At 73.6% G+C, this 25,762-nt stretch carries 23 protein-coding genes and 1 pseudogene; 10 read left to right on the forward strand and 14 right to left on the reverse strand.

The genetic code is table 11. The features are described 5' to 3' along the window. Window positions 1-135 precede the first annotated feature (135 nt). Window positions 136-1,329: an acetyl-CoA acetyltransferase gene (locus B0675_RS06800; protein WP_081217841.1), complete on the forward strand. Its 1,194-nt coding sequence runs from the start codon at window positions 136-138 to the stop codon at window positions 1,327-1,329. 66 nt (window positions 1,330-1,395) lie between these two features. Beyond that, window positions 1,396-2,052, forward strand: coding sequence for a pyridoxal 5'-phosphate synthase (locus tag B0675_RS06805; protein ID WP_081221634.1), 657 nt, complete (start codon window positions 1,396-1,398; stop codon window positions 2,050-2,052). Here B0675_RS06805 and B0675_RS06810 read toward each other — a convergent pair. The 4 genes from B0675_RS06810 to B0675_RS06825 all read right to left on the reverse strand — a co-directional run bounded on the left by B0675_RS06810 (window position 2,000) and on the right by B0675_RS06825 (window position 4,624). Then, the gene (locus tag B0675_RS06810) at window positions 2,000-2,989 is read right to left on the reverse strand and encodes a GNAT family N-acetyltransferase (protein ID WP_107482573.1); all 990 of its coding nucleotides are present in this window, start codon (window positions 2,987-2,989) and stop codon (window positions 2,000-2,002) included. The genes B0675_RS06805 and B0675_RS06810 overlap by 53 nt on opposite strands. Window positions 2,990-3,091: 102 nt before the next feature. Then, window positions 3,092-3,697 carry a GNAT family N-acetyltransferase gene (locus tag B0675_RS06815; RefSeq protein ID WP_081217842.1) on the reverse strand — a complete coding sequence of 202 codons (606 nt, stop codon included), beginning with the start codon at window positions 3,695-3,697 and terminating at the stop codon, window positions 3,092-3,094. 31 nt (window positions 3,698-3,728) lie between these two features. Next, window positions 3,729-4,175, reverse strand: coding sequence for a Zn-ribbon domain-containing OB-fold protein (locus B0675_RS06820; protein WP_241539716.1), 447 nt, complete (start codon window positions 4,173-4,175; stop codon window positions 3,729-3,731). Then, window positions 4,172-4,624, reverse strand: coding sequence for a DoxX family protein (locus B0675_RS06825; protein ID WP_081217843.1), 453 nt, complete (start codon window positions 4,622-4,624; stop codon window positions 4,172-4,174). The genes B0675_RS06820 and B0675_RS06825 overlap by 4 nt, the downstream gene beginning before the upstream one ends. Before the next feature lie 435 nt (window positions 4,625-5,059). Here B0675_RS06825 and B0675_RS06830 point away from each other — a divergent pair, with 435 nt between their 5' ends. Then, the gene (locus tag B0675_RS06830; RefSeq protein ID WP_081217844.1) at window positions 5,060-6,274 is read left to right on the forward strand and encodes an NAD(P)/FAD-dependent oxidoreductase; all 1,215 of its coding nucleotides are present in this window, start codon (window positions 5,060-5,062) and stop codon (window positions 6,272-6,274) included. A gap of 148 nt (window positions 6,275-6,422) precedes the next feature. Here the strand turns inward: B0675_RS06830 and B0675_RS06835 are convergent, their stop codons facing one another. Beyond that, entirely contained in the window at window positions 6,423-6,848 is a 426-nt protein-coding gene (locus B0675_RS06835; RefSeq protein ID WP_081217845.1) for an SRPBCC family protein, read from the reverse strand. A gap of 77 nt (window positions 6,849-6,925) precedes the next feature. On the opposite strand from B0675_RS06835, the pseudogene B0675_RS41885 reads away from it, so the two are divergent. From B0675_RS41885 to B0675_RS06850, 3 genes and pseudogenes are all read left to right on the forward strand, one after another. Then, window positions 6,926-7,260, forward strand: a pseudogene (locus B0675_RS41885) (flotillin family protein); the annotation flags it as partial. A gap of 100 nt (window positions 7,261-7,360) precedes the next feature. Then, entirely contained in the window at window positions 7,361-9,586 is a 2,226-nt protein-coding gene (locus B0675_RS06845) for an acetate--CoA ligase family protein (protein ID WP_081217846.1), read from the forward strand. A gap of 58 nt (window positions 9,587-9,644) precedes the next feature. Beyond that, window positions 9,645-10,580, forward strand: coding sequence for an enoyl-CoA hydratase-related protein (locus B0675_RS06850; protein ID WP_081217847.1), 936 nt, complete (start codon window positions 9,645-9,647; stop codon window positions 10,578-10,580). Between the two features lie 66 nt (window positions 10,581-10,646). Here B0675_RS06850 and B0675_RS06855 read toward each other — a convergent pair whose 3' ends face one another. Next, window positions 10,647-11,615, reverse strand: coding sequence for a hypothetical protein (locus B0675_RS06855; protein ID WP_081217848.1), 969 nt, complete (start codon window positions 11,613-11,615; stop codon window positions 10,647-10,649). Between the two features lie 157 nt (window positions 11,616-11,772). On the opposite strand from B0675_RS06855, the gene B0675_RS06860 reads away from it, so the two are divergent. Continuing rightward, on the forward strand, window positions 11,773-12,387 hold the full coding sequence (locus B0675_RS06860; protein ID WP_081221636.1) for a flavin reductase family protein: 615 nt from the start codon (window positions 11,773-11,775) through the stop codon (window positions 12,385-12,387). Window positions 12,388-12,458: 71 nt separating this feature from the next. On the opposite strand, the gene B0675_RS06865 is transcribed toward B0675_RS06860, so the two are convergent. Then, window positions 12,459-13,793, reverse strand: a complete 1,335-nt coding sequence (locus tag B0675_RS06865) for an MFS transporter (protein ID WP_081217849.1) — start codon at window positions 13,791-13,793, stop codon at window positions 12,459-12,461. A 71-nt stretch (window positions 13,794-13,864) separates the two neighbouring features. On the opposite strand from B0675_RS06865, the gene B0675_RS06870 reads away from it, so the two are divergent. Further along, a complete protein-coding gene (locus tag B0675_RS06870) occupies window positions 13,865-14,908 on the forward strand; it encodes a helix-turn-helix domain-containing protein (protein ID WP_081217850.1) in 1,044 nt (347 codons plus the stop codon). A gap of 81 nt (window positions 14,909-14,989) precedes the next feature. On the opposite strand, the gene B0675_RS06875 is transcribed toward B0675_RS06870, so the two are convergent. From B0675_RS06875 to B0675_RS06885, 3 genes are all read right to left on the reverse strand, one after another. Beyond that, window positions 14,990-16,039 (reverse strand): Zn-dependent alcohol dehydrogenase, encoded by a 1,050-nt coding sequence (locus B0675_RS06875; protein WP_081217851.1) that lies wholly within the window; start codon window positions 16,037-16,039, stop codon window positions 14,990-14,992. Window positions 16,040-16,110: 71 nt separating this feature from the next. Then, window positions 16,111-17,346 (reverse strand): acyl-CoA dehydrogenase family protein, encoded by a 1,236-nt coding sequence (locus B0675_RS06880; RefSeq protein WP_081217852.1) that lies wholly within the window; start codon window positions 17,344-17,346, stop codon window positions 16,111-16,113. 45 nt (window positions 17,347-17,391) lie between these two features. After that, window positions 17,392-18,303 carry an SDR family oxidoreductase gene (locus B0675_RS06885; RefSeq protein ID WP_081217853.1) on the reverse strand — a complete coding sequence of 304 codons (912 nt, stop codon included), beginning with the start codon at window positions 18,301-18,303 and terminating at the stop codon, window positions 17,392-17,394. Between the two features lie 95 nt (window positions 18,304-18,398). Between B0675_RS06885 and B0675_RS06890 the strand changes: the two genes are divergently transcribed. Beyond that, window positions 18,399-19,325 carry a cyclase family protein gene (locus tag B0675_RS06890; RefSeq protein ID WP_081217854.1) on the forward strand — a complete coding sequence of 309 codons (927 nt, stop codon included), beginning with the start codon at window positions 18,399-18,401 and terminating at the stop codon, window positions 19,323-19,325. Window positions 19,326-19,785: 460 nt separating this feature from the next. Here the strand turns inward: B0675_RS06890 and B0675_RS06895 are convergent, their stop codons facing one another. The 4 genes from B0675_RS06895 to B0675_RS06915 form a co-directional block, all read right to left on the reverse strand. Further along, entirely contained in the window at window positions 19,786-20,247 is a 462-nt protein-coding gene (locus B0675_RS06895) for an ATP-binding protein (protein WP_081217855.1), read from the reverse strand. A 488-nt stretch (window positions 20,248-20,735) separates the two neighbouring features. Next, on the reverse strand, window positions 20,736-21,638 hold the full coding sequence (locus B0675_RS06905) for an acyl-CoA dehydrogenase family protein (protein ID WP_081217857.1): 903 nt from the start codon (window positions 21,636-21,638) through the stop codon (window positions 20,736-20,738). A gap of 7 nt (window positions 21,639-21,645) precedes the next feature. After that, the gene (locus tag B0675_RS06910) at window positions 21,646-22,800 is read right to left on the reverse strand and encodes an acyl-CoA dehydrogenase family protein (RefSeq protein WP_081217858.1); all 1,155 of its coding nucleotides are present in this window, start codon (window positions 22,798-22,800) and stop codon (window positions 21,646-21,648) included. Further along, on the reverse strand, window positions 22,800-23,987 hold the full coding sequence (locus B0675_RS06915; RefSeq protein ID WP_081217859.1) for an amidohydrolase family protein: 1,188 nt from the start codon (window positions 23,985-23,987) through the stop codon (window positions 22,800-22,802). Before B0675_RS06915 ends, B0675_RS06910 begins: the two co-directional genes overlap by 1 nt. A gap of 208 nt (window positions 23,988-24,195) precedes the next feature. Between B0675_RS06915 and B0675_RS06920 the strand changes: the two genes are divergently transcribed. After that, the gene (locus B0675_RS06920; protein ID WP_081217860.1) at window positions 24,196-25,728 is read left to right on the forward strand and encodes an AMP-binding protein; all 1,533 of its coding nucleotides are present in this window, start codon (window positions 24,196-24,198) and stop codon (window positions 25,726-25,728) included. Window positions 25,729-25,762 lie beyond the last annotated feature (34 nt).

Genomic DNA, 25,762 nt, shown 5'->3' on the forward strand with positions numbered 1-25,762 from the left:
CTCCTCCCTGGGGCAGCCTGCGGGATCCGCCGATCCCCAGATCTGACGGGCCGTCATGTTAGGTCGGCCGGTTCCAGATGCACAGGGGTGCGGGCACCTCCCGGCGACGCGGTTATCTGATGTACCGTCAGATCCATGACGCATGCCACCCCGGGCCGGAGCGGTCGCAAGGTCGCCGTCGTCGGTATATCCCTCTCCGACTGCGGTCGCGTGGACGAGGCGACTCCCTACGCGCTGCACGCCCAGGCGGCCCGGCGCGCGCTCGCCGACTCGGGCCTGGACCGCTCGGTGGTCGACGGTCTCGCGTCGGCGGGCCTCGGCACCCTCGCCCCCGCCGAGGTGGCCGAGTACCTGGGGCTGCGGCCGACCTGGATCGACTCGACCTCCGTCGGCGGGTCCACCTGGGAGGTCATGGCGGCCCACGCGGCCGACGCCGTCGCGGCGGGCCACGCCAACGCGGTTCTGCTCGTCTACGGCTCCACCGCCCGTGCCGACATCAAGGCGGGGCGGCGCACCGGGAACCTGTCGTTCGGCGCCCGGGGACCGCTCCAGTTCGAGGTCCCGTACGGGCACACCCTGATCGCCAAGTACGCGATGGCCGCCCGCCGTCACATGCACACCTACGGCACCACGCTCGAACAGCTCGCCTCGGTCGCCGTCCAGGCCCGCGCGAACGCCGCCCACAACCCGGAGGCGATGTTCCGCTCCCCCGTCACCGTCGACGACGTCCTGTCGGGGCCGATGATCGCGGATCCCTTCACCAAGCTGCACTGCTGTCTGCGCTCCGACGGGGGCGCGGCGGTGCTGCTGGCGGCCGAGGAGTACGTACGCGACTGCCGTACGGCGCCGGTGTGGGTGCTCGGCGCGGGGGAGCACGTCTCGCACACGAGCATGTCGGAGTGGGCGGACTTCACCGTGTCCCCGGCGGCGGTGAGCGGCCGGCTCGCCTTCGAGCGCGCCGGGGTGCGGCCCGAGGAGATCGACGTCGCGGAGATCTACGACGCCTTCACCTACATGACCCTGGTGACCCTGGAGGACCTCGGCTTCTGCGCGAAGGGCGAGGGAGGCGCGTTCGTGGAGGCGGCGAAGGGGCGGCTCCTGGTCGGCGGGGAACTGCCGGTGAACACCGACGGAGGCGGGCTGTCGGCCCAACACCCGGGCATGCGGGGCCTGTTCCTCCTGGTGGAGGCCGTACGGCAACTGCGCGGCGAGGTACCGGAAGCCCGTCAGGTGCGCCGGGCCGACGGCGCTCTTCCGCAGTTGGCGGTGGCGTCGGGGACGGGCGGATGGTTCTGCTCGTCGGGAACGGTGGTGCTGGGCCGGGGGTGAGACGGCGTGTGCCGGTGTCCGTCCGGCGACGGCGGGCGTCCGCGCTCCGGGGCGATACTCGACGGCATGGAACCGGATCTTCATGAGCTGCTGAGATCACTGCGGGTGTGGGACACGGAGCTGCCGGGCTTCGAGCCGGAGAGCGCACCGGCGGACCCGCTGACCCTGTTCGCCCGGTGGCTCGCGGAGGCCGCGGCCGCGGGGCAGACCGAGCCGCACACGATGTCGCTGGCGACGGCCGACGAGGACGGGCTGCCCGATGTCCGCACGGTGATGCTGCACGGCGCGGACGACCGGGGCTGGGCGTTCGCTACCCACGTGACCAGCCGCAAGGGCCGCCAGCTCGCCGCCCGCCCGCACGCGGCCCTCGGCTTCTACTGGCCGGCGCAGGGGCGCCAGGTCCGGCTGCGGGGCCCGGTCACCGTCGCCTCGGCCGAGGAGAGCCGGGCGGACCTGCATGCACGCTCCACGGGCGCGCTGGCCGCGGCCCTGGTGGGCCGGCAGAGCGACGTCCTGCCCTCCCTGGCGGACCTGGAGCGCGCGTCGGACGCGGCCTGGGAGCAGGCCGAGCGGTCCCCGGACACCCCGGCGCCCACCTGGACCCTCTACCGTCTCCGGCCCACGGAGGCGGAGTTCTTCCAGGGCGACCCCCGCCGCCGCCACGTACGCCTCACCTACCACCGCACGACCGAGGGCTGGACGACGGACCTGCTGTGGCCCTGAGGCCCCCCGGGGCGGCCCGTGGGCCGCTCTGGCTCCGGCCCGCGCCGGCGGTCCCGCCGTCCCGTCCCCGGGCGCCCGTGAAGGCGTAGGCGGCGAAGTCCGCGACGGGGCGGTAGCCGATGCGCCGGTAGAGGCCGTTGCTCGTGGGATGGGCGAGGTCGGCGAAGAGCAGTACCTCCTGGGCTCCGGCCGTCCGCGCGGCCCGGCTCACCTCGACGGTGACGGCGCCGGCGTAGCCGCGGCCGCGCAGGGAGGCCGGGGTGTAGACGGGGCCGACGCGCACTTGGCCGGCGACCGGCGGTGTCGCGCCCGCCATCGCGACCGGGGTGCCGTCGGGCGTCTCCCAGAGCGAGACCCCGCCGTAGGAGATCCGGTCGTCGGCCCACTCCCCTTCGTCGCGCTGCGCGGTCCCGCCGATGGCGTCGGCGAAGTCCCGGTACCAGCGGGCGAGCAGCCCCCGGTCGGCGGCGTTCGCCACCCTGGCGCGCCCGGCGGGCACGGGGCCGGGAGGCGTCAGGTCCGCGAGCCGGTACAGCCGATCGCTGCCGTCCCGTACCGCCGTGGCCCCCGTGCGCCGCCGCCAGGCCTCGGCGAAGGCGCCGCCCGTGTCCGGCTCCGCCATGACGCCGGGCAGCGCGCCGTCCACGTCCGCGAGCCGCGCGGCGAGGGCGTCCGCGTCCCGCTCGTCCACGGCCGTGAGGTTCAGCCGGTACGGCGGCGTGCGGAAGAAGGCCCCACGAACGGCACCGCCCCGCTCCAGCACGCCGAAGAGCGGCGGGTCATCGCCGTACCCGCCCGTCCCCCGCCTGCGCAGGGCGTCCGTCACCGTCAGCGCAACCGTGTGCCGCGCGGGCCTCGACCGCAGGAAGCCCCCGGCCCGGCCGAGGAACTCGTCGAGGTCGCGGGTGAGCTGCCAGTCGTACGCCACGGACGTCATACGCGATGATCCCGTGAGCCCGTGGCCGGACGCCTCGGGTTTTTCGGCGGTCGTCCGCCCCGGACCCGCTCCCGCCGGGCTCCGGGAGGCCGCCGGCCTGCCTCACCCCCCGGCCGCCGGCTCCGGGTCCCCCGCGACGCGGCCGTGCAGGTGGACGTCGCGGAACGCGTCGTGGCGGCCCGCCTCGAACATGGCGCCGCGCAGGGTTCCCTCGGCTCGGAAACCGCAGCGTTCGGCGACGTGGCAGGAGATCTCGTGGCCCAGGGCGTGGCCGAGTTCCAGGCGGTTCAGGGCGAGGTCGTCGAAGCCGTGGCGGGCGGCGAGGGTCAGGGCGCGGGTGGCGACCCGGCGGCCCCGCGCGTCCGGGAGGACCCAGTAGCCGACGCGGGCGGAGCTCATGACGTGGTCGATCTCGTTGACGCCGATGTGGCCCAGGATCTCGCCGCTCTCCGCTTCCGTGACGCAGAACGAGACGTTGGTGCCGTTCGTGGCGCTCGCGATCCGGGACCGCAGCGCCTCCCGGGCGCCGTCGATGTCCCGGACGAACCGCAGCGGGGTGTTCCAGCGCTGGAACTCCGGATCCGTCAGCCCGCGCAGAAACGCCGAGACGTCGGCGTCCGACTCCGCTTCCCAGGGACGCAGCCGAAGACCGAGCCCGCTCAGCTCGGGAAACGGGTGGACGGCGAACTGTTCGTGGACCTCGGCCATCCAGCCATTGAAACCCCTTCGGCCACCGGGGTCACGTCCGGGGCCGTCCCGGCCCACCCGCCCCGGCCGGCCCGAAGACGGGGATCCCGGACCGGAAAGCGACCTCCAGGTCCATGCCGATCCGCAGCTCCGCGTGCTCGCATCCGACGACCTCGGTCATCATCCGGGGCCCCTCCGCCAGGTCGACGACGGCGGCGACGTACGGCACACGGCTCCCGAACGGCGGCAGGTCGTTCCGGTGGACGACGGACCAGGTGTAGAGCGTGGCCCGGCCGCTCGCGGGCCGCCAGCTCACGTCCTCGCTCCAGCAGAGCGGGCAGAACTCCCGGGGGTAGTGGTGGACGCGGTCGCAGGCCGCGCAGTGCCGGATCAGCAGCCGCCCCTCGGCCGCCGCGTCCCAGTAGGGGCGGGTGAACGCGTCCACGTCCGGCAGGTCGAGGCCGCGCTGCGTCCCCGGCCCGCCCACCGTCCCGCTCACCGGAACAGTCCCAGCGCGTCGTCCAGCGACCAGGTCTGCCAGGCCATCCCGAACAGCGCGACGGCCGAGATCAGCGCCATCATCGCGTTCTGCCCCTGCTCCGCCCAGTCGTGGATCATCAGCGTGAAGTAGAGGAGATTGAGGAGCAGGCCCGCGATCAGGGCGACGGGGGTGAGGAATCCGGCCACCAGGCCGAGCCCGAGGGCCAGTTCGGCGTACACGACGACGTACGCCATCGCCCGCGGGCGCGGGGCGACGACGGTGTCGAAGCCCGAACGCACCGCTCCCCACCGGTGCTTGTGCGCGACGTCCGCCGCCCACGCGATCCCGGTCCCCCGCTCGAACCAGCCCTTCTTGTCCTTGTGCCGCCAGCTCTCCAGCCACCACAGCCCGAGGCCGATCCGCAGCACGGCCAGCCACTCCGCACCGCCGAGCCAGATCGTGTCCATGGAGCAACCTCCCGGGGAACGCCGTGGGTGCGGCCGGCCGAAGCCGTATCTGACGGTACGTCAGTTTCGATGTTCCGGGCAGGCGCGCGCAAGAGGCGGGGCACGGACACCCTTGCGGTCCGGGCGTGGACGCCCGTGCGGGCGGGGCGAGTTGGGCCGCACGCTCGACCGCCCGCGCGGAGTCACCCCCGCGCGACGCACCCGCGCTCCGGCGAAGGGGCCCCGGAGCGCCACGCCCCCTCGTCCCCTCACCCCCGAACGGGCCGTGGACCCACCCCCCACCTGCCACGATCACTCCCTTCCCGCCCCCCTCCACCCCGATGAGGTGACCTACGCCACCGGCCGCACCCCTCCTCCACCAGCCGTGATCAGTTCGCAACCGATTCCGGTCTTGACCGAGACCTATCAACCGAAGTCGTGATTACGCTCGCGCACATGGCCGACTCGACTGCTTCCACGACATCCCGCCCGGTGCCGTCCCACGAGGACCGCCCCGTGTACGTGATCGGGGGCGGCCCCGGCGGACTCGCCGCGGCGCACGCGCTGCGCGCCCGGGGCGTACGGGCCGTCGTGCTGGAGAAGTCGGACCAGGTCGGCGCGTCCTGGCGGCGGCACTACGACCGGCTCCACCTGCACACCACCCGGCGCCTCTCGGCGCTTCCGGGACTCCCGATGCCGCGCAGGTTCGGACGCTGGGTGTCGCGCGACAACGTGGTGCGCTACCTGGAGAAGTACGCCGAGCACCACCAGTTGGAGATCGTCACCGGCGTCGAGGTCTCACGCATCGAGCCCGCCCCGGGCGGCGACGGCTGGCTGCTGCACGCCACCGGCGGCCGGGAGCTGACCGGCAGCGCCGTGGTCGTGGCGACCGGCTACAACCACACCCCGCGCATCCCCGACTGGCCCGGCCGCGACACGTACACCGGTGAGCTGCTGCACGCCGGCGAGTACCGCAACCCCGCGCCCCACGCCGGCCGCGACGTCCTCGTCGTCGGCGTGGGCAACACGGGCGCCGAGATCGCCGTGGACCTCGTCGAGGGCGGGGCCGCGCGCGTACGGCTCTCGGTGCGCACCGCGCCGCACATCGTCCGGCGCTCCACGGCAGGCTGGGCGGCCCAGTTCACGGGGATCGCCGTACGGCGCCTCCCGGTCCGTCTGGTGGACGCGCTCGCCGGACCGATGGCGAAGCTGAGCGTGCCCGACCTGGCCGCGCAGGGCCTGCCCCGGCCCGACACCGGGCTCTACTCCCGGGTCAACGAGGGGTCCATCCCCGTGCAGGACGTCGGCCTCATCGACGCCGTGCGCAAGGGGAACGTCGAGGTCGTGGCCGCGGTGGAGGGATTCGAGGACGGCAAGGTGGTCCTCGCGGACGGCGACAGGATCGGCCCGGACACCGTGATCGCCGCGACCGGCTACGACCGCGCCCTGGAGGGCCTCGTCGGACACCTCGGCGTGCTCGACGGCCGTGGCCGTCCGGCCGTGCACGGCGCGCGCACCCCGAAGGACGCGCCCGGCCTGTACTTCACCGGGTTCACCAACCCGATCAGCGGCATGTTCCGCGAACTGGCCCTGGACGCGGAGAAGATCGCGAAGGCGGTCGCCCGGCACACCGGTTCCGCACGCCGGGACACGGCGGCCACCACGGGCTGAACCGCTTCCCTTCTCCGCCCTTCGCGAAAGGCGCAATCCGCTCCGGCGAACGCGTCGCGGAGGCGGAGGAGGAGGTCAGGGCCGCACTGTGACAGCCCACGGCGCCCCGCCCGTGCACGGGCGGGGCGCCGCCGTCACGCGGCCCCGGTCAGGAGGCCGCCGTCAGTTCCGCCAGCTTCTGGAACTCGCCGAGGTCGTAGTTGGCGAGCGTCGAGTCGAGGTTCGTGAGCGCGCCGAGCCGCTCGACGAAGCCCTTGGGGTCGTACTCGATCTGCACGGTGACGCGGCTGGTCGTGTCGCTCAGCCGGTGGAAGGTGACCACTCCGGCGTGTTCGACGCCCTCCACGGTGTGCCAGGCGATGCGGTCCTCCGGGACCACCTCGGTGAGCTCCGCGACGAAGTTCTTGTCGGCGCCGGGCAGTTGGAGCTGCCAGGCGAAGCGCTGTCCGTCCAGCCTGTCGACCCGGCGCACGTGGCTCAGGAAGGCCGGCCACCGGGTGACGTCGCTCCACAGTGCCCATGAGACGGAGACGGGGGCCTGGACATCGACGGTTTCGACCAGAGAGGCGGACAAGGCGACTCCTCACAGATTCCGGGCTCCGGACGGAGCGTTCCGGCGGTTCCGAGTACCCCCACCGGGACCACGCATGCGACGCCGCCCGCTACCAGGCCGAGCAGGAGGCAGAGGCCCGCCGCATCGCCCTGGCCGAGCAGGCCGAGGCGGACGCCCGGCGCTCCCCGCTGACGGGTGAGGGCGAGAAGGCGCACCGCGCCGCGCTCGCCGACGCGGTCCGGACCGAGGGCGAGGCCGAGGCCGCCGCGATCGGCGCCAAGGGGGCCCCGAGGCCGAGGCGATGCGCAAGAAAGCCGACGCCTGCGCCCGGTACGGTGACGCGGCCGTGCCGCAGACGCCGGTCGAGGTGCTGCCGCAGGTCGTCGCCAAGGCGTCCGGGCCGCTGAGCGCCAACGACAGGATGACGGTCCTCCGAGCCTTTGCCTGCACAACTATTCCTGACACGGCGTCAGTTACGTAATCTGACAGTGCGTCAGTTATCAGTTGGCTGTCACACAGGAGCGGGCGGACCGATGCTTGGATCAACCCACGGCACCCTCACCACCGACTCCCGCCGGGCCCGGGTCATCGCCTGCGGCGAGCAACCTTCGCCGGTCGTGCACGGACGGCCGGCCGAGGTCGACGACCTGGACGTCAGCGGGCGCCCGCTGTACGCCGACGCACCCGACCTGGACCGGTTCTTCCGGCCCGGGTCGGTGGCCGTGATCGGCGCCTCCGACGCGGAGGGGCGGCCGAACACCGGGATCACCCGGCAGCTGATCGGCTGGGCCGAGCGGGTCGGCGCCCGGCTGCACCCCGTGCACCCCACCCGGGCGTCCGTCTTCGGCCTGCCCTGCCTCCCCTCCGTCGCGGACCTGCCCGAACAGGTCGACCTGGCCGTCCTGCTGGTGGCGGACCCCCTCCCGGTGATCGAGGAACTCGCCGAGGCGAAGGTGCGGTTCGCGGTCGCCTTCGCCTCCGGGTTCGCCGAGACGGGGGCCGAGGGCGCCGCGGCGCAGACCCGGCTCGCCGACGCCGTGCGCCGCTCGGGCCTGCGGCTGCTCGGGCCCAACACCAACCTCAACGCCTTCGAGCACTTCCGCGACGACCTGGAGGGCCCCTCGGTCGCGCTGATCACCCAGTCCGGACACCAGGGGCGCCCGGTGTTCGCCCTGCAGCAGCTCGGTGTCCGCCTCTCCCACTGGGCTCCCACCGGCAACGAGGCCGACCTGGAGACCGCCGACTTCATCTCCTACTTCGCCGAGCGGCCCGAGGTCGGCGCCATCGCCTGCTACATCGAGGGCCTCAAGGACGGCCGTTCCTTTCTGCTCGCCGCCGACCGTGCCGCCCGGCGCAAGGTGCCCGTCGTCGCGGTCAAGGTCGGCCGCACCGAGACCGGCTCACGGACCGCCGCCTCGCACACCGGCAAACTGACCGGCGCCGACGCGGTGGTGGACGCGGCGATGCGGCAGTACGGCGTGATCCGCGTCGACGGACTCGACGAGCTCCAGGACACCGCCGCCCTGCTGGCCCGCGCCCGCGCTCCGCAGGCCGACGGCGTCGTGGTCTATTCGATCTCCGGGGGCACGGGGGCGCACTTCGCTGACCTGGCCGGCGCGGCGGGCCTCGACCTGCCCGTGCTGTCCGACGCCAAGCAGGCCGAACTGCACACGTGGATACCGGACTACCTGAACGTCGCCAATCCGGTCGACAACGGCGGCCACCCCGTCGGCGACTGGCGCGGCCCGAAGATCATCGAAGCGCTCCTCGCCGACCCGGCCGTCGGCGTGCTGATCTGCCCCATCACCGGCCCCTTCCCGCCGATGAGCGACAAGCTGGCGCAGGATCTGGTGGACGCGGCGGAGCGGACGGACAAGCTGGTGTGCGTGGTCTGGGGGTCGCCGGTCGGCACCGAGGACGCCTACCGCACGACCCTGCTCGGCTCCTCCCGGGTCGCGACCTTCCGCACCTTCGCCAACTGCATCACCGCCGTCCGCGCCCACCTGGACCACGCGCGGTTCACCGCCGCCTACCGCTCGCCCTTCGACGAGGCCCCGCGCACCCCCTCTCCCTCGTTCCGCAAGGCGCAGGCGCTGATGCGCCCGGGTCACCAGCTCAGCGAACACGCGGCCAAGCAGCTGCTGCGCGCGTACGGGATCCGGGTGCCGCGCGAGCAGTTGGTGACCAGCGCGGCGGCCGCCGTGCGCGCGGCGAGCCAGGTGGGCTACCCGGTGGTCATGAAGGCGTCCGGCGCGCAGCTCGCCCACAAGACGGAACTCGGCCTCGTGAAGATCGGGCTGACCTCCGCCAGCCAGGTCCGCGACGCCTACCGCGAGCTGACCGACATCGCCCGCTACGAGGGGCTGCCGCTGGACGGTGTCCTCGTGTGCCAGATGGTGGAGCGGGGCGTCGAGATGGTGGTCGGGGTGACGCACGACCAGCTCTTCGGGCCGACCGTGACCGTCGGGCTCGGCGGGGTGCTCGTCGAGGTGCTGCGCGACGCGGCCGTACGCGTGCCGCCCTTCGGCGACGGCGAGGCGCGGGCCATGCTCTCGGAACTGCGCGGCCGGGCCCTGCTCGACGGGGTGCGCGGGGCGCCGCCGGCGGATGTGGACGCGCTGGTCGAGGTCGTCGTCCGGGTGCAGCGGATGGCGCTCGAACTCGGGGACGAGATCTCCGAGCTGGACATCAACCCGCTGATGGTGCTGCCCCGCGGGCAGGGAGCGGTGGCCCTGGACGCCCTGGTGGTGTGCAGCTGACCGCCACCGCGGCTCCGGCCGACCGCGCGAACACCCCCGTACGAAACGGAGCAGCCCCATGACCGACTCCCGCACGCCCGAACCCCGGACTCCCGCTTCCCCCACGCCCGTCTCCCCCCGCGCGTCCGACGCCGCGTCCCGCGCCTCCGCGGAGTCCGCGGGCGCCACCGAACCGGCCGATTCCCCCGAACCGGCCGAAAAGCCCCTCGCCTCCTTGATACGGCACAGCACTGACAACGCCGTCTCGTGGATCACGCTGGACCGGCCCGAGGCGATGAACGCGCTCACCTGGGACCAGCGGGAACGGGTGATCGCGCTGCTCGCGGAGGCGTCAGCCGACCCGGGGGTGCGGGCGGTGGTGATCACCGCGACCGGCCGCGGCTTCTGCGCGGGCGCCGACCTGCGGGGCGGTCCGCCGTCGGGTGACCGGGTCGCGGGCGACGTCGCCCGCACCATCCGGCTCGGCGCGCAGCGCCTGATCGGCGCCGTCCTCGACTGCGAGAAACCGGTGATCGCCGCGGTCAACGGCACGGCGGCCGGGATCGGGGCGCACCTCGCCTTCGCGTGCGACCTCGTCCTGGCGGCCGAACCGGCCCGGTTCATCGAGGTGTTCGTCCGCCGCGGCCTCGTACCGGACGGCGGCGGCGCCTACCTGCTGCCCCGGCTGATCGGGCCGCAGCGGGCCAAGGAGCTGTTGTTCTTCGGCGACGCGCTGAGCGCCGTGGACGCGGAACGGATCGGGCTGGTCAACAGGGTCGTACCGGCGGAGGAGCTGGAGAAGACCGCGCGCGCGTGGGCCGAGCGGCTCGCCGCCGGGCCGACCCGCGCCCTGGCACTGACGAAGCAGCTCGTCAACGCCTCCCTCGACACCGACCGCGCCGCCGCCTTCGCCGCCGAGGCCGCGGCCCAGGAGATCAACATGACGACGGCGGACGCCCACGAGGGCGTCGCGAGCTTCGTGGAACGACGCACCCCGCGCTACGAGGGCCGCTGACCCGACCCGCACCGACGCCCCCGTACCCGGCCTCCGGCCGGGCGCCCGTCGGTCCCGTCAGTCCCGTCAGTCCCGTCGCAGGATGCGCAGGTCCCCCGAGTCGGGGTCGCCGAAGAGGACGAAGAGCTCGGGGTGGTCGGTGGTGCCGCCGATCGTCCAGTACGTGTCGTGGCCGCAGTCGGCGACGCGGACGACGACACCGGCCCGCTGTCCGGAGGTGCCCCCGTCGGCGTACGGGTCGTAGCGGCCCCCGGTGTCGAGGGACCAGTGGCCGGGTCCGTCGCAGCGGGTGAACTCCCGGGTGGCGACGTCCCCGAACTCGGGCTGGGCGGGCACCTCTGCGAGCAGGGCCCGGCCGCCGGGGTACAGCCGCAGGACGGCCCCGTGGTCGCCGCGCCAGACGCCGGTGAGCCGGTCGGCGCCGAGCCTCGGGGGCTCGTACTCCCGGATGAGTCCGGTGGCCAGGCCCACCGCGCCCGCGCCGGTGATCAGGACGCACGCACCGAGGGCCGCGAGTGCGGCACGGAGCCAGACGCGGCGGCCGCCGGGCGGGCGTCCGGTGCGCCGCTCGCGCCGCCGCACGTGGGCGACGGCCAGGGAGGGCAGGACACCGGACGCGGCGATCAGCAGCGCCGGGGCGCCGTCGGGGGAAAGGCCGCCCAGTGCGACGGCGGGCACGGCCCAGAGCACGCCGAGCGAGAGCGCCGACGCCAGCTGCCAGACGACTTCCGGGACGGGGGTGCGGCGGGCCGCGAGCCGGGCGGCGGAGGCGGCCGGCATCGTGACGGCCGCGGCGTGCAGGGCTCCCAGGGCGGCGAGGAGCGCGGGACCGAACACCAGCACGCAGAGCAGACCGACGGCGGCGAGGCCACCGCCGGATCCGGCGCCGTGGTCGTCGTCGTCGAACGTGCCGACCCAGAACACCGCGGTGACGGCCGCGGCCTGCGCCGCGCAGACCGCCGCGGCGAGGTTCACCTCGGCGCCGTCCCATCGCGGCCGGGCACGCGCGGGCGCCCCGGACTCTGCCCACCCCATGGGGCGAAAGATACGGGGCGGCGGGGACGCGGGCGACGGGTGGGCCTCGCCCGCGGCCACCTCGCCCGCACCGGCGGCGCCTGGCCCGTCGCGCCCGGGCGTCGCGGCTCCGCACCCCTTCCTATCTGACGCATCGTCAGCTTCAATGGCGGGTGTGATGGGACACGCAGGGATGGCCGCAGCGGCCGTCCGCTACCTCAGGTCGGCCGGGGCCCCCACCGTCGCGGGGCCCGTCGAGGCGTTGCCACGCCCGGATCTGCGCGCGGTCGGCGACGACGAACGCGCGCCCGTCGACCCGGCGGAGTTCCGGCGGGTCCTCGGCCACTTCGCGACGGGCGTCACGGTGGTGACGGCACCGGCCGCCGGCGACGGGGACCCGGCCGGCCCGGCCGGCTTCGCCTGCCAGTCCTTCGCGTCCCTCTCCCTCGATCCGCCGCTGGTCTGCTTCATGGTCGGCCGTACGTCGTCGACCTGGCCGCGCATCGCCCGTGCCGGCGCCTTCTGTGTGAACGTCCTCGGTGCGCACCAGGGCGACCTGTGCCGGGGCTTCGCGGTGAGCGGCGCCGACAAGTTCGCCGGGGTCGACCACGACGCGGCCCCCGTCTCCGGCTCCCCGCGCCTCGCGGGAGCCGCCGCGTGGATCGACTGCACGATCCACGCGGTGCACACCGGCGGGGACCATCTGATCGTGGTGGGCCGGGTGGACGCGCTCGGCACGGGCGGCGACGGCGTACCGCCCCTGCTGTTCCACAAGGGGCGGTTCCTGGCCTAGCGCCCGTCGTCCCTGGCGCCCGTCGTCCGGATCGTGCGGCGGACGCGGGGCAGGGCCCGTCTCCCGCCCGGTCAGGCGGTCGCGGGCGCCACCCTCACCTTTCGCGCGGCGGCCGGGCGGTCGCGCCGGATCACCAGGGCCATCAGGGCCGCCACCGCGCACAGCGCGCCCGAGGCGTACCAGACCACGTCGTAGGAGCCGAAGTGGTCGCGGGCGACGCCGCCGAGGAAGGCGACGAGGGCGGCACCGACCTGGTGGGAGGCGAGGACCCAGCCGAAGACGATGGCGCTGTCCTCGCCGTACTGCTCACGGCACAGGGCCAGGGTGGGCGGGACGGTGGCGACCCAGTCGAGGCCGTAGAAGACGATGAAGAAGATCATCGGCGGGTGCACGTTCGGGGCCAGCAGCATCGGCAGGAAGAGCAGCGAGACGCCGCGCAGGGCGTAGTACACGGCCAGCAGGCGGCGCGGCTCGAAGCGGTCGGTGAACCAGCCCGAGGCGATCGTGCCGACCACGTCGAAGACGCCGATGACCGCGAGGAGCGAGGCGGCGGCCGTGATGGGCATGCCGTGGTCGTGGGCGGCGGGCACGAAGTGGGTCTGGACGAGGCCGTTGGTCGAGGCGCCGCAGATCGCGAACGTGCCGGCGAGGAGCCAGAAGGGGCCGGTGCGGACGGCGGAGGCCAGGACGCCGATGGTGCGCCGGGCGGCTCCGCGCACCGGCTCGGGCTTCGGCACGAACTCCGTGGCGCCGTACGGCTTCTGGCCGACGTCGGCCGGGTGGTCGCGCAGCAGCAGCCAGACGAAGGGGACGACCGCGAGGGCGGCGAGGGCCACGGTGACCGCGGCCGGGCGCCAGCTGTGCTCGGTGACGATCCAGGAGAGCACCGGCAGGAAGATCAGCTGGCCGGAGGCCGAGGCCGCGGTGAGGATGCCCGTCACCAGGCCCTTGCGTTCGGTGAACCAGCGGTTGGTGACCGTCGCGGCGAAGGCGAGCGCCATCGAGCCGGAGCCGAGGCCCACGAGCAGGCCCCAGCAGAGCAGCAGTTGCCAGGCCGCCGTCATCCACACGGTGAGCCCGGAGCCGACGGCGATCACGGTCAGGGCGACGGCGACGACGCGGCGGATGCCGAAGCGGTCCATCAGGGCCGCGGCGAACGGCGCGGTGAGGCCGTAGAGCGCGAGGTTGATGGAGACGGCGAGTCCGATCGTGCCGCGCGACCACTGGAACTCGGCGTGCAGCGGGTCGATCAGCAGTCCCGGCAGCGACCGGAAGGCGGCCGCTCCGATGATCGTCACGAAGGTGACGGCGGCGACGAACCACGCGCGGTGGATGCGGTGCGGGGCGGCGGGCGGGACGGGCCGGGCGTCCTCCGCGGCGGGTGCGGCTTCGCTTGTCTCGGTCACGTCATCGAGCTTCGGGCAACGGAACCGGACGGACCACTGGCCCGGAGGACAGCATTCGTTAGGATCGGGCCATGGCCCCTTCGGGAACGTTCCGCCCGCACCGTGTCGTCGTCCTCGCCCTCGACGGACTGCTCCCCTTCGAGCTGGGCATCCCCCAGCGCATCTTCGGCAAGGCGCGGGACAGTGCCGGGACGTCGCTGTACGAGGTGGTCACCTGCTCGGCCCGGCCGCCGGGGCCGGTCACCACGGACGCCGACTTCGAGGTGCTGGTCGCGCACGGCCCCGAGGCACTCGCCACCGCCGACACGGTGGTGATCCCGGCGTCGTACGAACTCGGCCCCGTCGAGCAGGAGGGCGTCCTGACGCCCGAGCTGGCCGCCGCCCTCACCCACCTCCGCCCCGGCACCCGCCTGGTCTCCATCTGCACCGGCGGCTACGTACTGGGCGCGGCAGGCCTTCTCGACGGACGGCCGGCCACCACGCACTGGATGCACGCCGAGCACTTCCAGCGGCTCTTCCCGAAGATCCGCGTGGACGCGGACGTGCTGTTCATCGACGACGGGGACGTGCTGACCTCGGCCGGGGTCGCCGCCGGCATCGACCTGTGCCTGCACATCGTGCGCCGCGACCACGGCGCGGCCGTCGCCAACGACGTGGCCCGCCGCACCGTCGTACCGCCGCACCGGGACGGCGGCCAGGCGCAGTTCGTCCAGCGGCCCGTCCCCGAGGCGCAGTCGGCCGGCACGACGACCGCACGCGCCTGGGCGCTCGGCCGTCTCCACGAGCCGATCCAGCTCCGCGACATGGCCGAGCAGGAGTCCATGTCGGTGCGCACCTTCACCCGGCGGTTCCGCGAGGAGGTCGGGGTGAGTCCGGGCCAGTGGCTGACCCGGCAGCGCGTCGAACACGCCCGGCACCTGCTGGAGTCGAGCGGTCTGTCCATCGACCAGGTGGCCCGCGACGCCGGGTTCGGCACGGCCCAGTCGATGCGCCAGCACCTCCAGGCCGTCCTCGGTGTCACCCCCACCGCCTACCGGCGCACGTTCCGGTCGGGCGCCGCGATCGGGGGCGGGGACGGGGGCACGGAGGGCGCCGCCGCGGCGGCCCGGATGTGAGGCGCGCCCCGCGGCCGCGCGGGCGTCCCGGCGCCGCGCCCGCGCGGGGACGAGGTCCGGACGCCCCGGCGGGGCGCCGGTTCAGAACGTGAGCACCGCGCGCGCCACCTTTCCTGCGTGCGCGTCCTCGGCGGCCCGCTCGAAGTCCTCGACGGGGTACGTCGCGGTCACCAGCTCGTCGAGCAGCAGATGCCCCGCGCGGTACAGGTCGGCGTACAGGGCGATGTCGCGCTGCGGGCGCGACGAGCCGTAGCGGCAGCCCAGGATGGACTTGTCCAGGTACATGGAGGAGACGAGGAAGGACGCCTCGGCGGTCGCCGGGGGCACGCCCAGCAGGACGGCCTGGCCGTGCCGGTCGAGCAGGTCGATCGCCTGCCGGATCAGTTCCACGCGGCCCACGCACTCGAAGGCGTGCTGGGCGCCGGCGGGCAGGATGTCCTTCACCCCGTCGGTGGAGGTCAGGAAGTCGGTGGCGCCGAACTGGCGGGCCACCGCCTCCTTCGCCGGGTTGGAGTCCACGGCGACGATCCGCAGGGCGCCCGCGATCCGCGCGCCCTGGATGACGTTGAGGCCGATGCCGCCGGTGCCGATGACGAGGACGGTGTCGCCGCGGTCCACGCGGGCCCGGTTGAGCACGGCCCCGACCCCGGTGAGGACCCCGCAGCCGATGAGCGCGGCGGACGTGAGCGGGATGTCCTCGGGGATCCGGACCGCCTGCACCGCCTTCACCACCGTCCGTTCGGCGAAGGAAGAGTTGGCGGCGAACTGGTACAGCGGCTGCCCGGCCCTGCTGAAGGGCCGCTGCGGCATCCCGATCGCCTTGCGGCACATCGTGGGCCGGCCCCGGTCGCACTCGGCGCAGGCCCCGCAGTTGGCGAGCGTGGACAGCGCCACGTGGTCGCCGGGCCCGACATGGGTGACGCCCGCGCCCACGGCCTCCACCACGCCCGCGCCCTCGTGGCCGAGGACCACCGGGACGGGGAAGGGGATGGTGCCGTCCACCACGGACAGGTCGCTGTGACAGAGTCCCGCCGCGGAGACCGCCACCCGCACCTCCCCGGGGCCCGGGTCCCGCAGCTCCAGGTCGTCCACGACCTCGGTCCGCCTGCCGTCGAAGATCACGCCTCGCATCGCGCCAGCTCCCCTCTTCCCGGGCCGTCCCCGGGCTGTGCCGTTCCTGGGCCGTGCGGGGTGCGCCATGGCTAGCCCCTGGGTTCCTTCGGCAGGCCGAGCGCGCGCTCGGCGATGATCGTGCGCTGGATCTCGTCCGAGCCGCCGTAGATCGTGTCGGCCCGGCTGAACAGGAACAGGTGCTGCGCGGCGTCCAGTTCGTAGGGCGCTTCGGGTGACCAGTCCGAGGGACCGGCCGCCGCGCCCGCGCCCCGTACCCGCACGGCCAGTTCACCGAGCCGGCGATGCCAGCCGCCCCACAGGAGCTTCGCCGCGCTGGGCGCCGCCGTGTCCGCCGGATCACCCGAACCACTCAGCGTGCGCAGGGCGTTCCAGCGCATGGTGCGCAACTCGGCCCACAGGCGTACGAGCTGGTCGCGCAGCACGGGGTCCGCGGCGGCGCCGGTCGCGACGGCGGTCCGCAGGACGGTCCCCAGCTCCTCGGCGAAGCCGATCTGCTGGGCGAGGGTGGAGACCCCGCGCTCGAAGCCGAGCAGGCTCATGGCGACGCGCCAGCCGTTGCCGGCCCCGCCCACCAGGTGCTCGGCGCGGGCGACGGCGCCGTCGAAGAACACCTCGTTGAACTCGCTGGTGCCGGTCAGCTGGCGGATCGGCCGGACCTCGACGCGGCCCGGCTGGTCCATCGGCAGGAGGAGGAAGGACAGGCCGTGGTGGCGGGTGGAGGCCTCTTCGGTCCGGGCGAGCACGAAGCACCAGTCCGCCTCGTGGGCGAGCGAGGTCCAGATCTTCTGTCCCGTGACGCGGTACACACCCGAGGGTGCCCCCGCCTCCCGCACGGCGGACGGCGGCGCGGAGCCCCCGGCCGCGGGCGGGGACCCGGAGGCCGCCTCGCCGTCCGCGCCGTGCACCGCGGTCGTCCGGATCCCCGCCAGGTCGGAACCCGCCCCGGGTTCGCTGTACCCCTGGCACCACAGCTCCCGGCCCTGGGCGACCGGCGGCAGGAAGCGGCGCTTCTGTTCCGGTGTCCCGTGCGCCAGGAGGGTCGGGGCGAGGAGGTTCTCCCCGATGTGTCCGGACCGCGGGGGCGCCTTCGAGCGGGCGTACTCCTCGGCCCACACGACCTGCCGGGTCAGACCGGCGCGCCGGTTCCCGTACCCGTCCTCCGCCCAGCCGAGGCCGATCCAGCCGGCCCGCCCGAGCTCCCGCTCCCAGTCGCGGCGCCCCCGCGCACCGGTGACGTGCTCCGCGAGCCAGGCCCGCGCCTCACGGCGGAACTCCTCGTCCTCGGGGCCGAATGCGAAATCCACGCGCTCTCCTCCCACCAGGCCCGCGGACCGTGTCCGCGGGCGCCCTCACGCGTTGGGGCGGGCCCGGTCCGCGGCCGCGCGCGCCATCGCCTCCACCTGTTCCAGCAGGGGCATCGGATCGACGCCGACGGTGCCGGGCAGGAAGTCGGCGATCCGCTCCGGGGTCCACGCGCCCTCGGCGTATCCGGCGCGCAGTTCGCGGGGCTGGGCCCAGACGGCGATCTTGGGTCCGGCGATCGTGTAGACCTGCCCGGTGATGCGTTCCGCGCGGGCCCGTTCCGACAGCAGGTAGACCACGAGCGCGGCCACGTCCTCCGGCTCGCCGATCTCCTTGAGCTCCATGGGCACGTTCGCCGACATGCGCGTACGGGCCACCGGTGCGACCGCGTTGGCGGTGACCCCGTACTTGTGCAGCCCGAGGGCCGCGCTGCGCACCAGCGAGATGATGCCGCCCTTGGCGGCGCTGTAGTTGGCCTGGGCGACCGACCCCTGGTGGTTGCCGCTGGTGAACCCGATGAGCGTGCCGGACCCCTGTTTGCGCATCACCGCCGAGGCGGCCCGGAACAGGGTGAAGGTGCCCTTGAGGTGGGTGGCGACGACCGGGTCCCACTCCTGCTCCGACATGTTGAAGAGCATCCGTTCGCGCAGGATGCCGGCCACGCAGACCACGCCGTCGATCCGTCCGTACGCGGCCAGCGCGGTGTCGACGACCCGTTGCCCGCCCGCCATCGTCGAGATGTCGTCGGCGACCGCGACCGCCTCGCCGCCCGCCGCCTCGACCTCCTTGACGACGGTGTCGGCGACCGAACTCGTCGGCTCCGCGCCCTCGACGGACACCCCGTGGTCGTTGACGACCACGCGTGCTCCCTCGGCGGCCGCCGCGAGGGCGACCGCCCGGCCTATCCCCCGCCCCGCGCCCGTGACGGCGACGACCTTGCCCGCCAAGAAGTTCCCCACACCCGGCCCCTTCCCGCAGTTTCTGACGGTCCGTTAGATTCAACTCGGATTCTACGACCCGTCAGATACCTGGAGACAAGCCCCGGGGAGCACTCATGTCACTGCCTGCCGAGTTCCACGAGATCGCCAAGCGCGTGAACAACTGGGGGCGCTGGGGGGCCGACGACGAGATCGGCACACTGAACCTCATCACCGACGAGGTGGTCCGGCGGGCGGCGGCGACCGTGCGCAGCGGACGCCGCGTGCCGCTCGCGCTGCCGCTCCGACAGGACGGCGTGCAGACCGGGATGATCCCGGGACGGGTCAACCCGCTGCACGTGATGGTGCAGGTCAACCAGGAGATCTTCGGGCTCGGCACGGTGGCGTGCAGCGACGACGCGGTGACCATGGGGCTTCAGGCGGGCACTCATTGGGACGCGCTGACCCATGTCTCGCACTCGGGGAAGCTCTACAACGGGCGCCCGGCCGGCACGGTCACCCCGCACGGCGGCGCCGAGTTCGGCGGGATCGACAAGCCGCGGCACATCGTCTCGCGCGGTGTCCTGCTCGATGTCGCGCGGGCGCGCGGCGTGGACCGGCTGGCCGGCGGCCACGCGGTCACCCCGGAGGACCTGGAGGCCGCCGAGGAGCTGGCGGGCACGCGGGTGCGGGCGGGCGACATCGTGCTCGTACGGACCGGGCAGATCCAGGTGTATCTCGCGGGCGACAAGCACGGGTACGGGTATCCCTCGCCGGGCCTGTCGGTGCGCACCCCGGAGTGGTTCCACGCCCGCGACGTGGCGGCGGTCGCCAACGACACCCTCACCTTTGAGATCTTCCCGCCCGAGATCGAGGACCTCTGGCTGCCCGTACACGCGCTCGACCTGGTGGAGATGGGGATGCTGCAGGGCCAGAACTGGAATCTCGAAGAGTTGTCCACAGCCTGTGGACAAGAAGGGCGGTACGCCTTCCTGCTGTCGGCGATGCCGGAACCCTTCGAGGGGGGCACCGGCACCCCCGTGGCCCCGGTGGCCCTCCTCTAGATCCTGCCGTCCGGGTCACGCGACGGGACGCGGGGCGGCGGACGCGCGCGCCTCCCCGCACCCGATACCGGTGCGAGGTCCGGCTGGCGGCGCGCTTCCCCCACTCTCGACTGCGCCCGTCCGCGAGGTCCCCACCCCGCTCCGGGCACGGCACGCGCGCCGCCATCCGCCTCCGGCGTACTCGCCCCGCTCCTCAGCCCCTTGAGGAGCCGACGCCGAAGAGCGACCCGCACTCGCCGAGGACCCCCGTCACCGGAGCCCTCGCCGTCCCCTCGCGGCGAATCGCTGAACACAAGCGTGATCAAACGGACACGCCACGTCAACACCGGATCGGCGAATTGCCCCGTACATCCCTTATGAGGCAGCGCGTACGGAAGCACGGCCCGGCGCATTCGGCCGCGACCGTGGCCGTGTACAGCGCTTTCCTGCATAGATGCACGAAAGCGCGCGGGGAGGGAGGCTAGACCGCCTCGTACGCGAAGTCCTCGTAGGCCGGGTACGCGGGTCCGGCCGGGGCGCCCGCGACGCAGCGGTCCACCTCGCACCAGATGCGTTTGCCGGCGCCCTCGGGATTCCAGCCCCAGCGGTCCGCGAGGCCGTCGACGAGTTCCAGGCCGCGGCCGTTGGTCTCGTCGCCCTCGGCGTGCCGGGGGATCGGAGGCCGGGCACAGGAGTCGGCGACCTCCAGGCGCACCGTGGCGGCGTCACCGCCACCCGGCAGGCACAGCCGCAGCACGGCCGGACAGCCGGTGTGCACCACGGCGTTGGTGACGAGCTCGGAGACGAGCAGGATCAGCGTCTCGGCGAGCGGTTCGTCGGCCTCTATCCCGGAACCCGCGAGCCGCGAACGAGCCCACCGCCGGGCTCGCCCCACCTCTGCGGGGTCGGGCCGGATCTCCAGCTGCACTTGAAGCACCTGCACCGCTCACACCATCCGAACCGGCGGACACATCGCCTCGCGCCTCACAAGGGCCACGATCGTAGCCATTTTCTGCATGGCCAGAACAAGGATCACGGAACGTGATTCCCTTGCGAGACAGCATGGTTGACGTACAGTCACCCCAACAAGCGCTTCGGGCATATTCCAGCGCGAAGGAGTACGCGTGCGGCATACTGTGCGACGCTCGCCACGGGGAGTCGAACAGGCAGGTACGGGGATTCGTCCTGCCTCGCGAGCGGCGCGCATCGCCGTCTCCGGCGCCGCCTCCGGGGCAACACCGGGCCGGCTCAGCCTCGGAACCACTCGCATCCCACACAAGGTACCGGAGCACGACGCCGACTCCGGGCCGTGACGAGTCACGCGTAGGACACAACCCGGTATCGACGCTCCGTGATTCCGGTGTGCCACGTTCCGCGACATCTCTCCCCGCCGATGGTGCGGCGCCGCAGGACAGGGGCCCGTCAGACCGGTCAGGCGACCAGATCGTCCGCGAGCGCCTCCTCACTCTGTGTGCCGCCGCCCGCACGGTGGGTCCGGATCCACGCCCTCTTCAGATGCAGGTGGACGTCGGACTCCCAGGTGAAGCCCATGCCGCCGTGTACCTGGAGGCAGTCGCGGGCGCCGCGCACGGCGGCCTCGTCGGCGAGCAGCCGGGCGGCGGCCACGTCGGTGGGGTCGGCGGTGACGGCGGCGGCGTAGACGGCGGCGCGTGCCAGCTCGACCCGGACGAGCATGCCCGCGCACAGGTGCTGGACCGCCTGGAAGGCTCCGATCGGCCGACCGAACTGTTCGCGGGTCCGGGCGTGTTGCACGGCCGTCTCACAGGTCCGGGCGGCGCTGCCGAGTTGTTCGGCGGCGGTGAGCAGGGAGACGAGGAGGGCGGGGCAGGGGTCCGCGGGCGGCCGGTCCGGGGCGGTGGGCAGCCGGTGCAGGGGGGTCAGCGGGTCCAGCACGGCCAGGGGTTCGGCGCCGGTGGTGTCCCCGTGGACGACGTCGGCCTCGTCCAGCCATTCGACGAGGCCGGGGCCGGCGGCCGTGACGACGGTCTCCCCGGTGGCGGCGCCGGGCACGGTGCCCGCGGCGAGGTGGGTGGCGATCAGGGGTCCGGGCAGCAGGACGCGGCCCGCTTCCTCGAAGGCCAGGACGGCCTCGGGGAGCCCCTGTCCGACACCGCCGGCCGCCTCGGGCAGGCGCAGGGCGAAGAATCCCGCGGCCCCCAGTTCGCGCCACAGCGTCCGGTCGAGGACGTCCTCGCCCGCCGTCTCGGCCCGGCCGGCCGCAGCGCGCAGCGCGTCCCGCCCGAACCGGCCCTCCAGCAGTTCCCGTACGCCCCGCCGCAAGGCCTTCTGGTCCGGGCCGAGTTGGAAGTCCATGGCCGGCTCACCTTCCCCGGGGGAGGCCGAGGATCCGCTCGGCCACGATGTTCCGCTGGATCTGTGAGGTGCCGGCCGCGATGGTGTACGACAGGGACGACAGCCGGTCCAGGGTCCACTCGCGGCCGGCGTCGAGGGACTCGGGGCCGAGTACCTCGGCGGCGGCGTCGTACAGCTCCTGGCGTGCGTGGGAGTAGCGGAGCTTGAAGACCGAGCCGCCGACGCCGGGCACTCCCCCGGTCCGCTGGGCCTCGCCGACGTTCCACTGGGTCAGCCGCCACAGCGCGCGGAACTCGGCGTTCAGCCAGCCGAGGCGGCGGCGCAGTACGGCGTCGTCCCAGCGGCCGTTCTTCCGCGCCTCGCGGGCCACCTCGGCCAACACGCGGCGGCAGGCGACGACTTCGCCGACGAAGGCGGTGCCGCGTTCGTAGGACAGGGTCACCATGGTCACGCGCCAGCCGTCGTTCTCCGCGCCGACGCGGTGGGTGACCGGGACGCGCACCTCGTCGAGGAAGACCTCCGCGAACTCGGTGGAACCGGCGAGGGTGCGCAGCGGGCGGACGGTGATGCCCGGCGCGTCCATGGGCATCGCGAGCCAGGTGATCCCGCGGTGCCGGGGCGCGTCGGGGTCGGTGCGCACCAGCAGTTCGCACCAGTCGGCGACCTCGGCGTGGGAGGTCCAGATCTTCGACCCGCTCACCACGTAGTCGTCGCCGTCCCGCCACGCGCGGGTGCGCAGCGCCGCGAGGTCGGAGCCGGCGCCCGGCTCGCTGAAGCCCTGGCACCAGACCTCCTCGCCGCGCAGGACGGGCGGCAGCCAGCGGGCCCGCTGTCCTGCGTCCCCCTCGGAGGCGATGGTCGGGCCCGCGTGCAGCAGCCCGACGAAGTTGGCGCCGACGTAGGGGGCGCCCGCCTTCTCCGTCTCCTCCAGGTAGATGAGGTGCTGGGTCGGGGTCGCGCCCTGCCCTCCGGCGTCGACGGGCCAGTGCAGGCCCGCGTACCCCGCGTCGTACAGCCTGCGCTGCCAGCCGAGGTCGTAGGCGCGACGGGCGGGCCAGTCGCCGGGGGACGGTCTCGGGGGCAGGGCGGGGAGGGCTCCGGCGAGCCAGTCGCGCAGGCGGGCGCGGAACTCCTCCTCCTCGGGCGTGTACGTCAGGTCCACTACAGGTCCAGGTCCAGCATGCGGATGGCGTTGCCGCGCATCAGCTTGTGGATCGTCTCGTCGTCGAGGCCCTTCACGTGGTCGAGGGCGACCTCCTTGGTGTGCGGGAAGGTCGAGTCGACGTGCGGGTAGTCGGTCTCGAAGGTGGCGTTGTCGCGGCCGACGACGTCCAGGGACGCGACGCCGTGCTTGTCGCGGAAGAAGCAGCAGAAGATCTGCCGGTAGTAGTACGTGGAGGGCGGCTCCGGAATCAGGTCCTTCACGCCGCCCCAGGCGCGGTGCTCGGACCAGACGTCGTCGGCGCGCTCCAGGGCGTACGGGATCCAGCCCATCTGGCCTTCGGAGTAGGCGAGTCTGAGGCGCGGGAACTTCACGAGGACGCCGCTGAAGAGGAAGTCCATCATCGAGGCCATGGCGTTGTTGAAGGACAGCGAGGCCTGGACCGCGGGCGGGGCGTCCGGGGAGGCGGCGGGCATCTGCGAGGACGAGCCGATGTGCATGTTCACGACCGTGCCGGTCTCCTGGCAGACCGCGAAGAACGGGTCCCAGTAGCCGGAGTGGATGGACGGCAGGCCCAGATAGGTGGGGATCTCGGAGAAGGTGACGGCCTTCACGCCGCGGGCCGCGTTGCGGCGGATCTCGGCGACCGCGAGGTCGATGTCCCACAGCGGGATCAGGCACAGCGGGATGAGCCGGCCGCCGCTGTCGCCGCACCACTCCTCGACCATCCAGTCGTTGTAGGCCCGCACGCAGGCGAGGGCGACCTCCTTGTCGTGGGCCTCGGCGAAGGTCTGGCCGCAGAACCGCGGGAAGGTGGGGAAGCAGAGGCTGGCCTCGACGTGGTTGAGGTCCATGTCCCGGAGCCGCTCGGCGGGGTCCCAGCAGCCGGGCCGCATCTCGGCGCGGGTGATGCCCTCCAGCGTCATCTCGTCGCGGTCGAAGCCGACGGCGGCGATGTTGCGTTTGTACGGGAACTTGAGGTCCTCGTAGATCCACCAGTCGGTCGGCGGTCCCGCCGGGTCCATGGTGATCTGGTACTTGCCGGCGACGTAGGCGAGTTCACCGATGCCGGCCGTGAGCGGCCGCGGTCCGCGTTCCCGGTACTTCCGCGGCAGCCAGGTCTCGAAGAGGTGCGCGGGCTCGATCACGTGGTCGTCGACGCTGATGATGCGGGGCAGTTCGGTCATGGTCCCCTCCGCCTGGCGTACGGGTTCGTCCGCGGGTCTCCCCACCGACATATCTGATGGGTCGTCAGATCGCTGTCCACAAGCAGGCTAGCCCCGCGCCTATGGACCGACAAGGCGGTGAGCCCTACGCTCTGCGCACGATCTGACTGACCGTCAGCTCCGGCCCGTGCGACACGGACGCCGTGGCGAACGCCCCCGGGGGGTCGAAGTGAACGACACCGCACACGCCCTGAGTTCCGCCCGCACGCTGTGGGAACTGGTCGAGCGCCGCGCCCGGCTCACGCCCGACCGGCCCGTCCTGCTCCAGGGCGACCGCTCGCTGACCTTCGGCGCGCTGCGCGAGCGTTCCGAGCGGGTGGCGGCCGGCCTGTACGAGCGGGGCGTGCGCCCCGGCACGGTCGTCGCCTGGCAGCTGCCCACCCGGATCGAGACCGCCCTGCTGTCCTTCGCGCTGGCCCGCGTCGGCGCGGTGCAGACTCCGGTGATCCCCTTCTACCGGGACCGCGAGGTGGGCTTCGCGCTGCGCGAGTCGAAGGCGGCCCACTTCGCCGTGCCGGGCGAGTGGCGCGGCTTCGACCACACGGCGATGGCGCACCGGCTCGGCGCGCGGGACGTCTTCGAGGCGTACGACGACCTGCCCGACGGCGACCCCGCCGTGCTGCCCCCGCCGCCCTCCGACGGCACCACCGTCCGCTGGATCTACTGGACCTCGGGCACCACCTCGGACCCCAAGGGCGTGCTGCACACCGACCGTTCCCTGATCGCGGGCGGTTCCTGCCTCGCGCACGCCCTGCGCCTCTCCGCCGACGACGTGGGCTCGATGGCCTTCCCGTACGCGCACATCGCCGGTCCCGACTACACGGTGATGCTGCTGCTGTACGGCTTCCCCGCCGTGATGTTCGAGCACTTCGCGCTGCCCGCGGCACTGGAGGAGTACCGCAGGCACGGCGTGACGGTGGCGGGCGGGTCGACCGCCTTCTACGCGATGTTCCTCGCCGAGCAGCGCAAACACCCCGGCGGGCCGGTGCTGCCCGCGCTGCGGCTGCTCGCCGGAGGCGGGGCGCCGAAACCGCCCGAGGTGTACCACGCGGTCGTCCGGGAGATGGGCGTGCAGCTCACCCACGGATACGGGATGACCGAGGTCCCGATGATCACGATGGGCGCGCCGGACGACACCGCGGAGAACCTCGCGACCACGGAGGGCCGGCCGCCGGACGGCATGGAGATACGGATCGTGGACGCGGCGGGCGCGTCCCGGCCGGCCGGCGTCGACGGGGACGTGCGGCTGCGGGGCGAGGCGGTGTGCCGGGGCTATCTGGACCCGGCGCAGACGGCGGAGGCCTTCGACGCGGACGGGTTCCTGGTCACCGGGGACGTCGGGCATCTGACGGAGAGCGGGCATCTGGTGCTCACCGGGCGGGTGAAGGACATCATCATCCGCAAGGGCGAGAACATCTCCGCGAAGGAGATCGAGGACCTGCTGCACCGGCATCCGGCCGTCGGGGACGTCGCGGTGATCGGCCTGCCCGACGCCGAGCGCGGGGAGCGGGTCTGCGCGGTGGTCGAACAGCCGCCGGGGTCACCGGGGTTGACGCTGGCCGCGGTGACCTCGTATCTGCGCGGCGAGGGGCTCTCCGTGCACAAGCTGCCGGAACAGCTGGAGGTGGTCGAGGCCCTGCCGCGCAACGAGACGCTGCGCAAGGTGCTCAAGTACCGGCTCAGGGAGCGGTTCTCGGCGTGAGGAGGCGGCCGGGACCCCGTCGTCCGGGCCGTCC

This window comes from Streptomyces sp. M41(2017) (assembly GCF_002078175.1).
Lineage (GTDB): Bacteria > Actinomycetota > Actinomycetes > Streptomycetales > Streptomycetaceae > Streptomyces.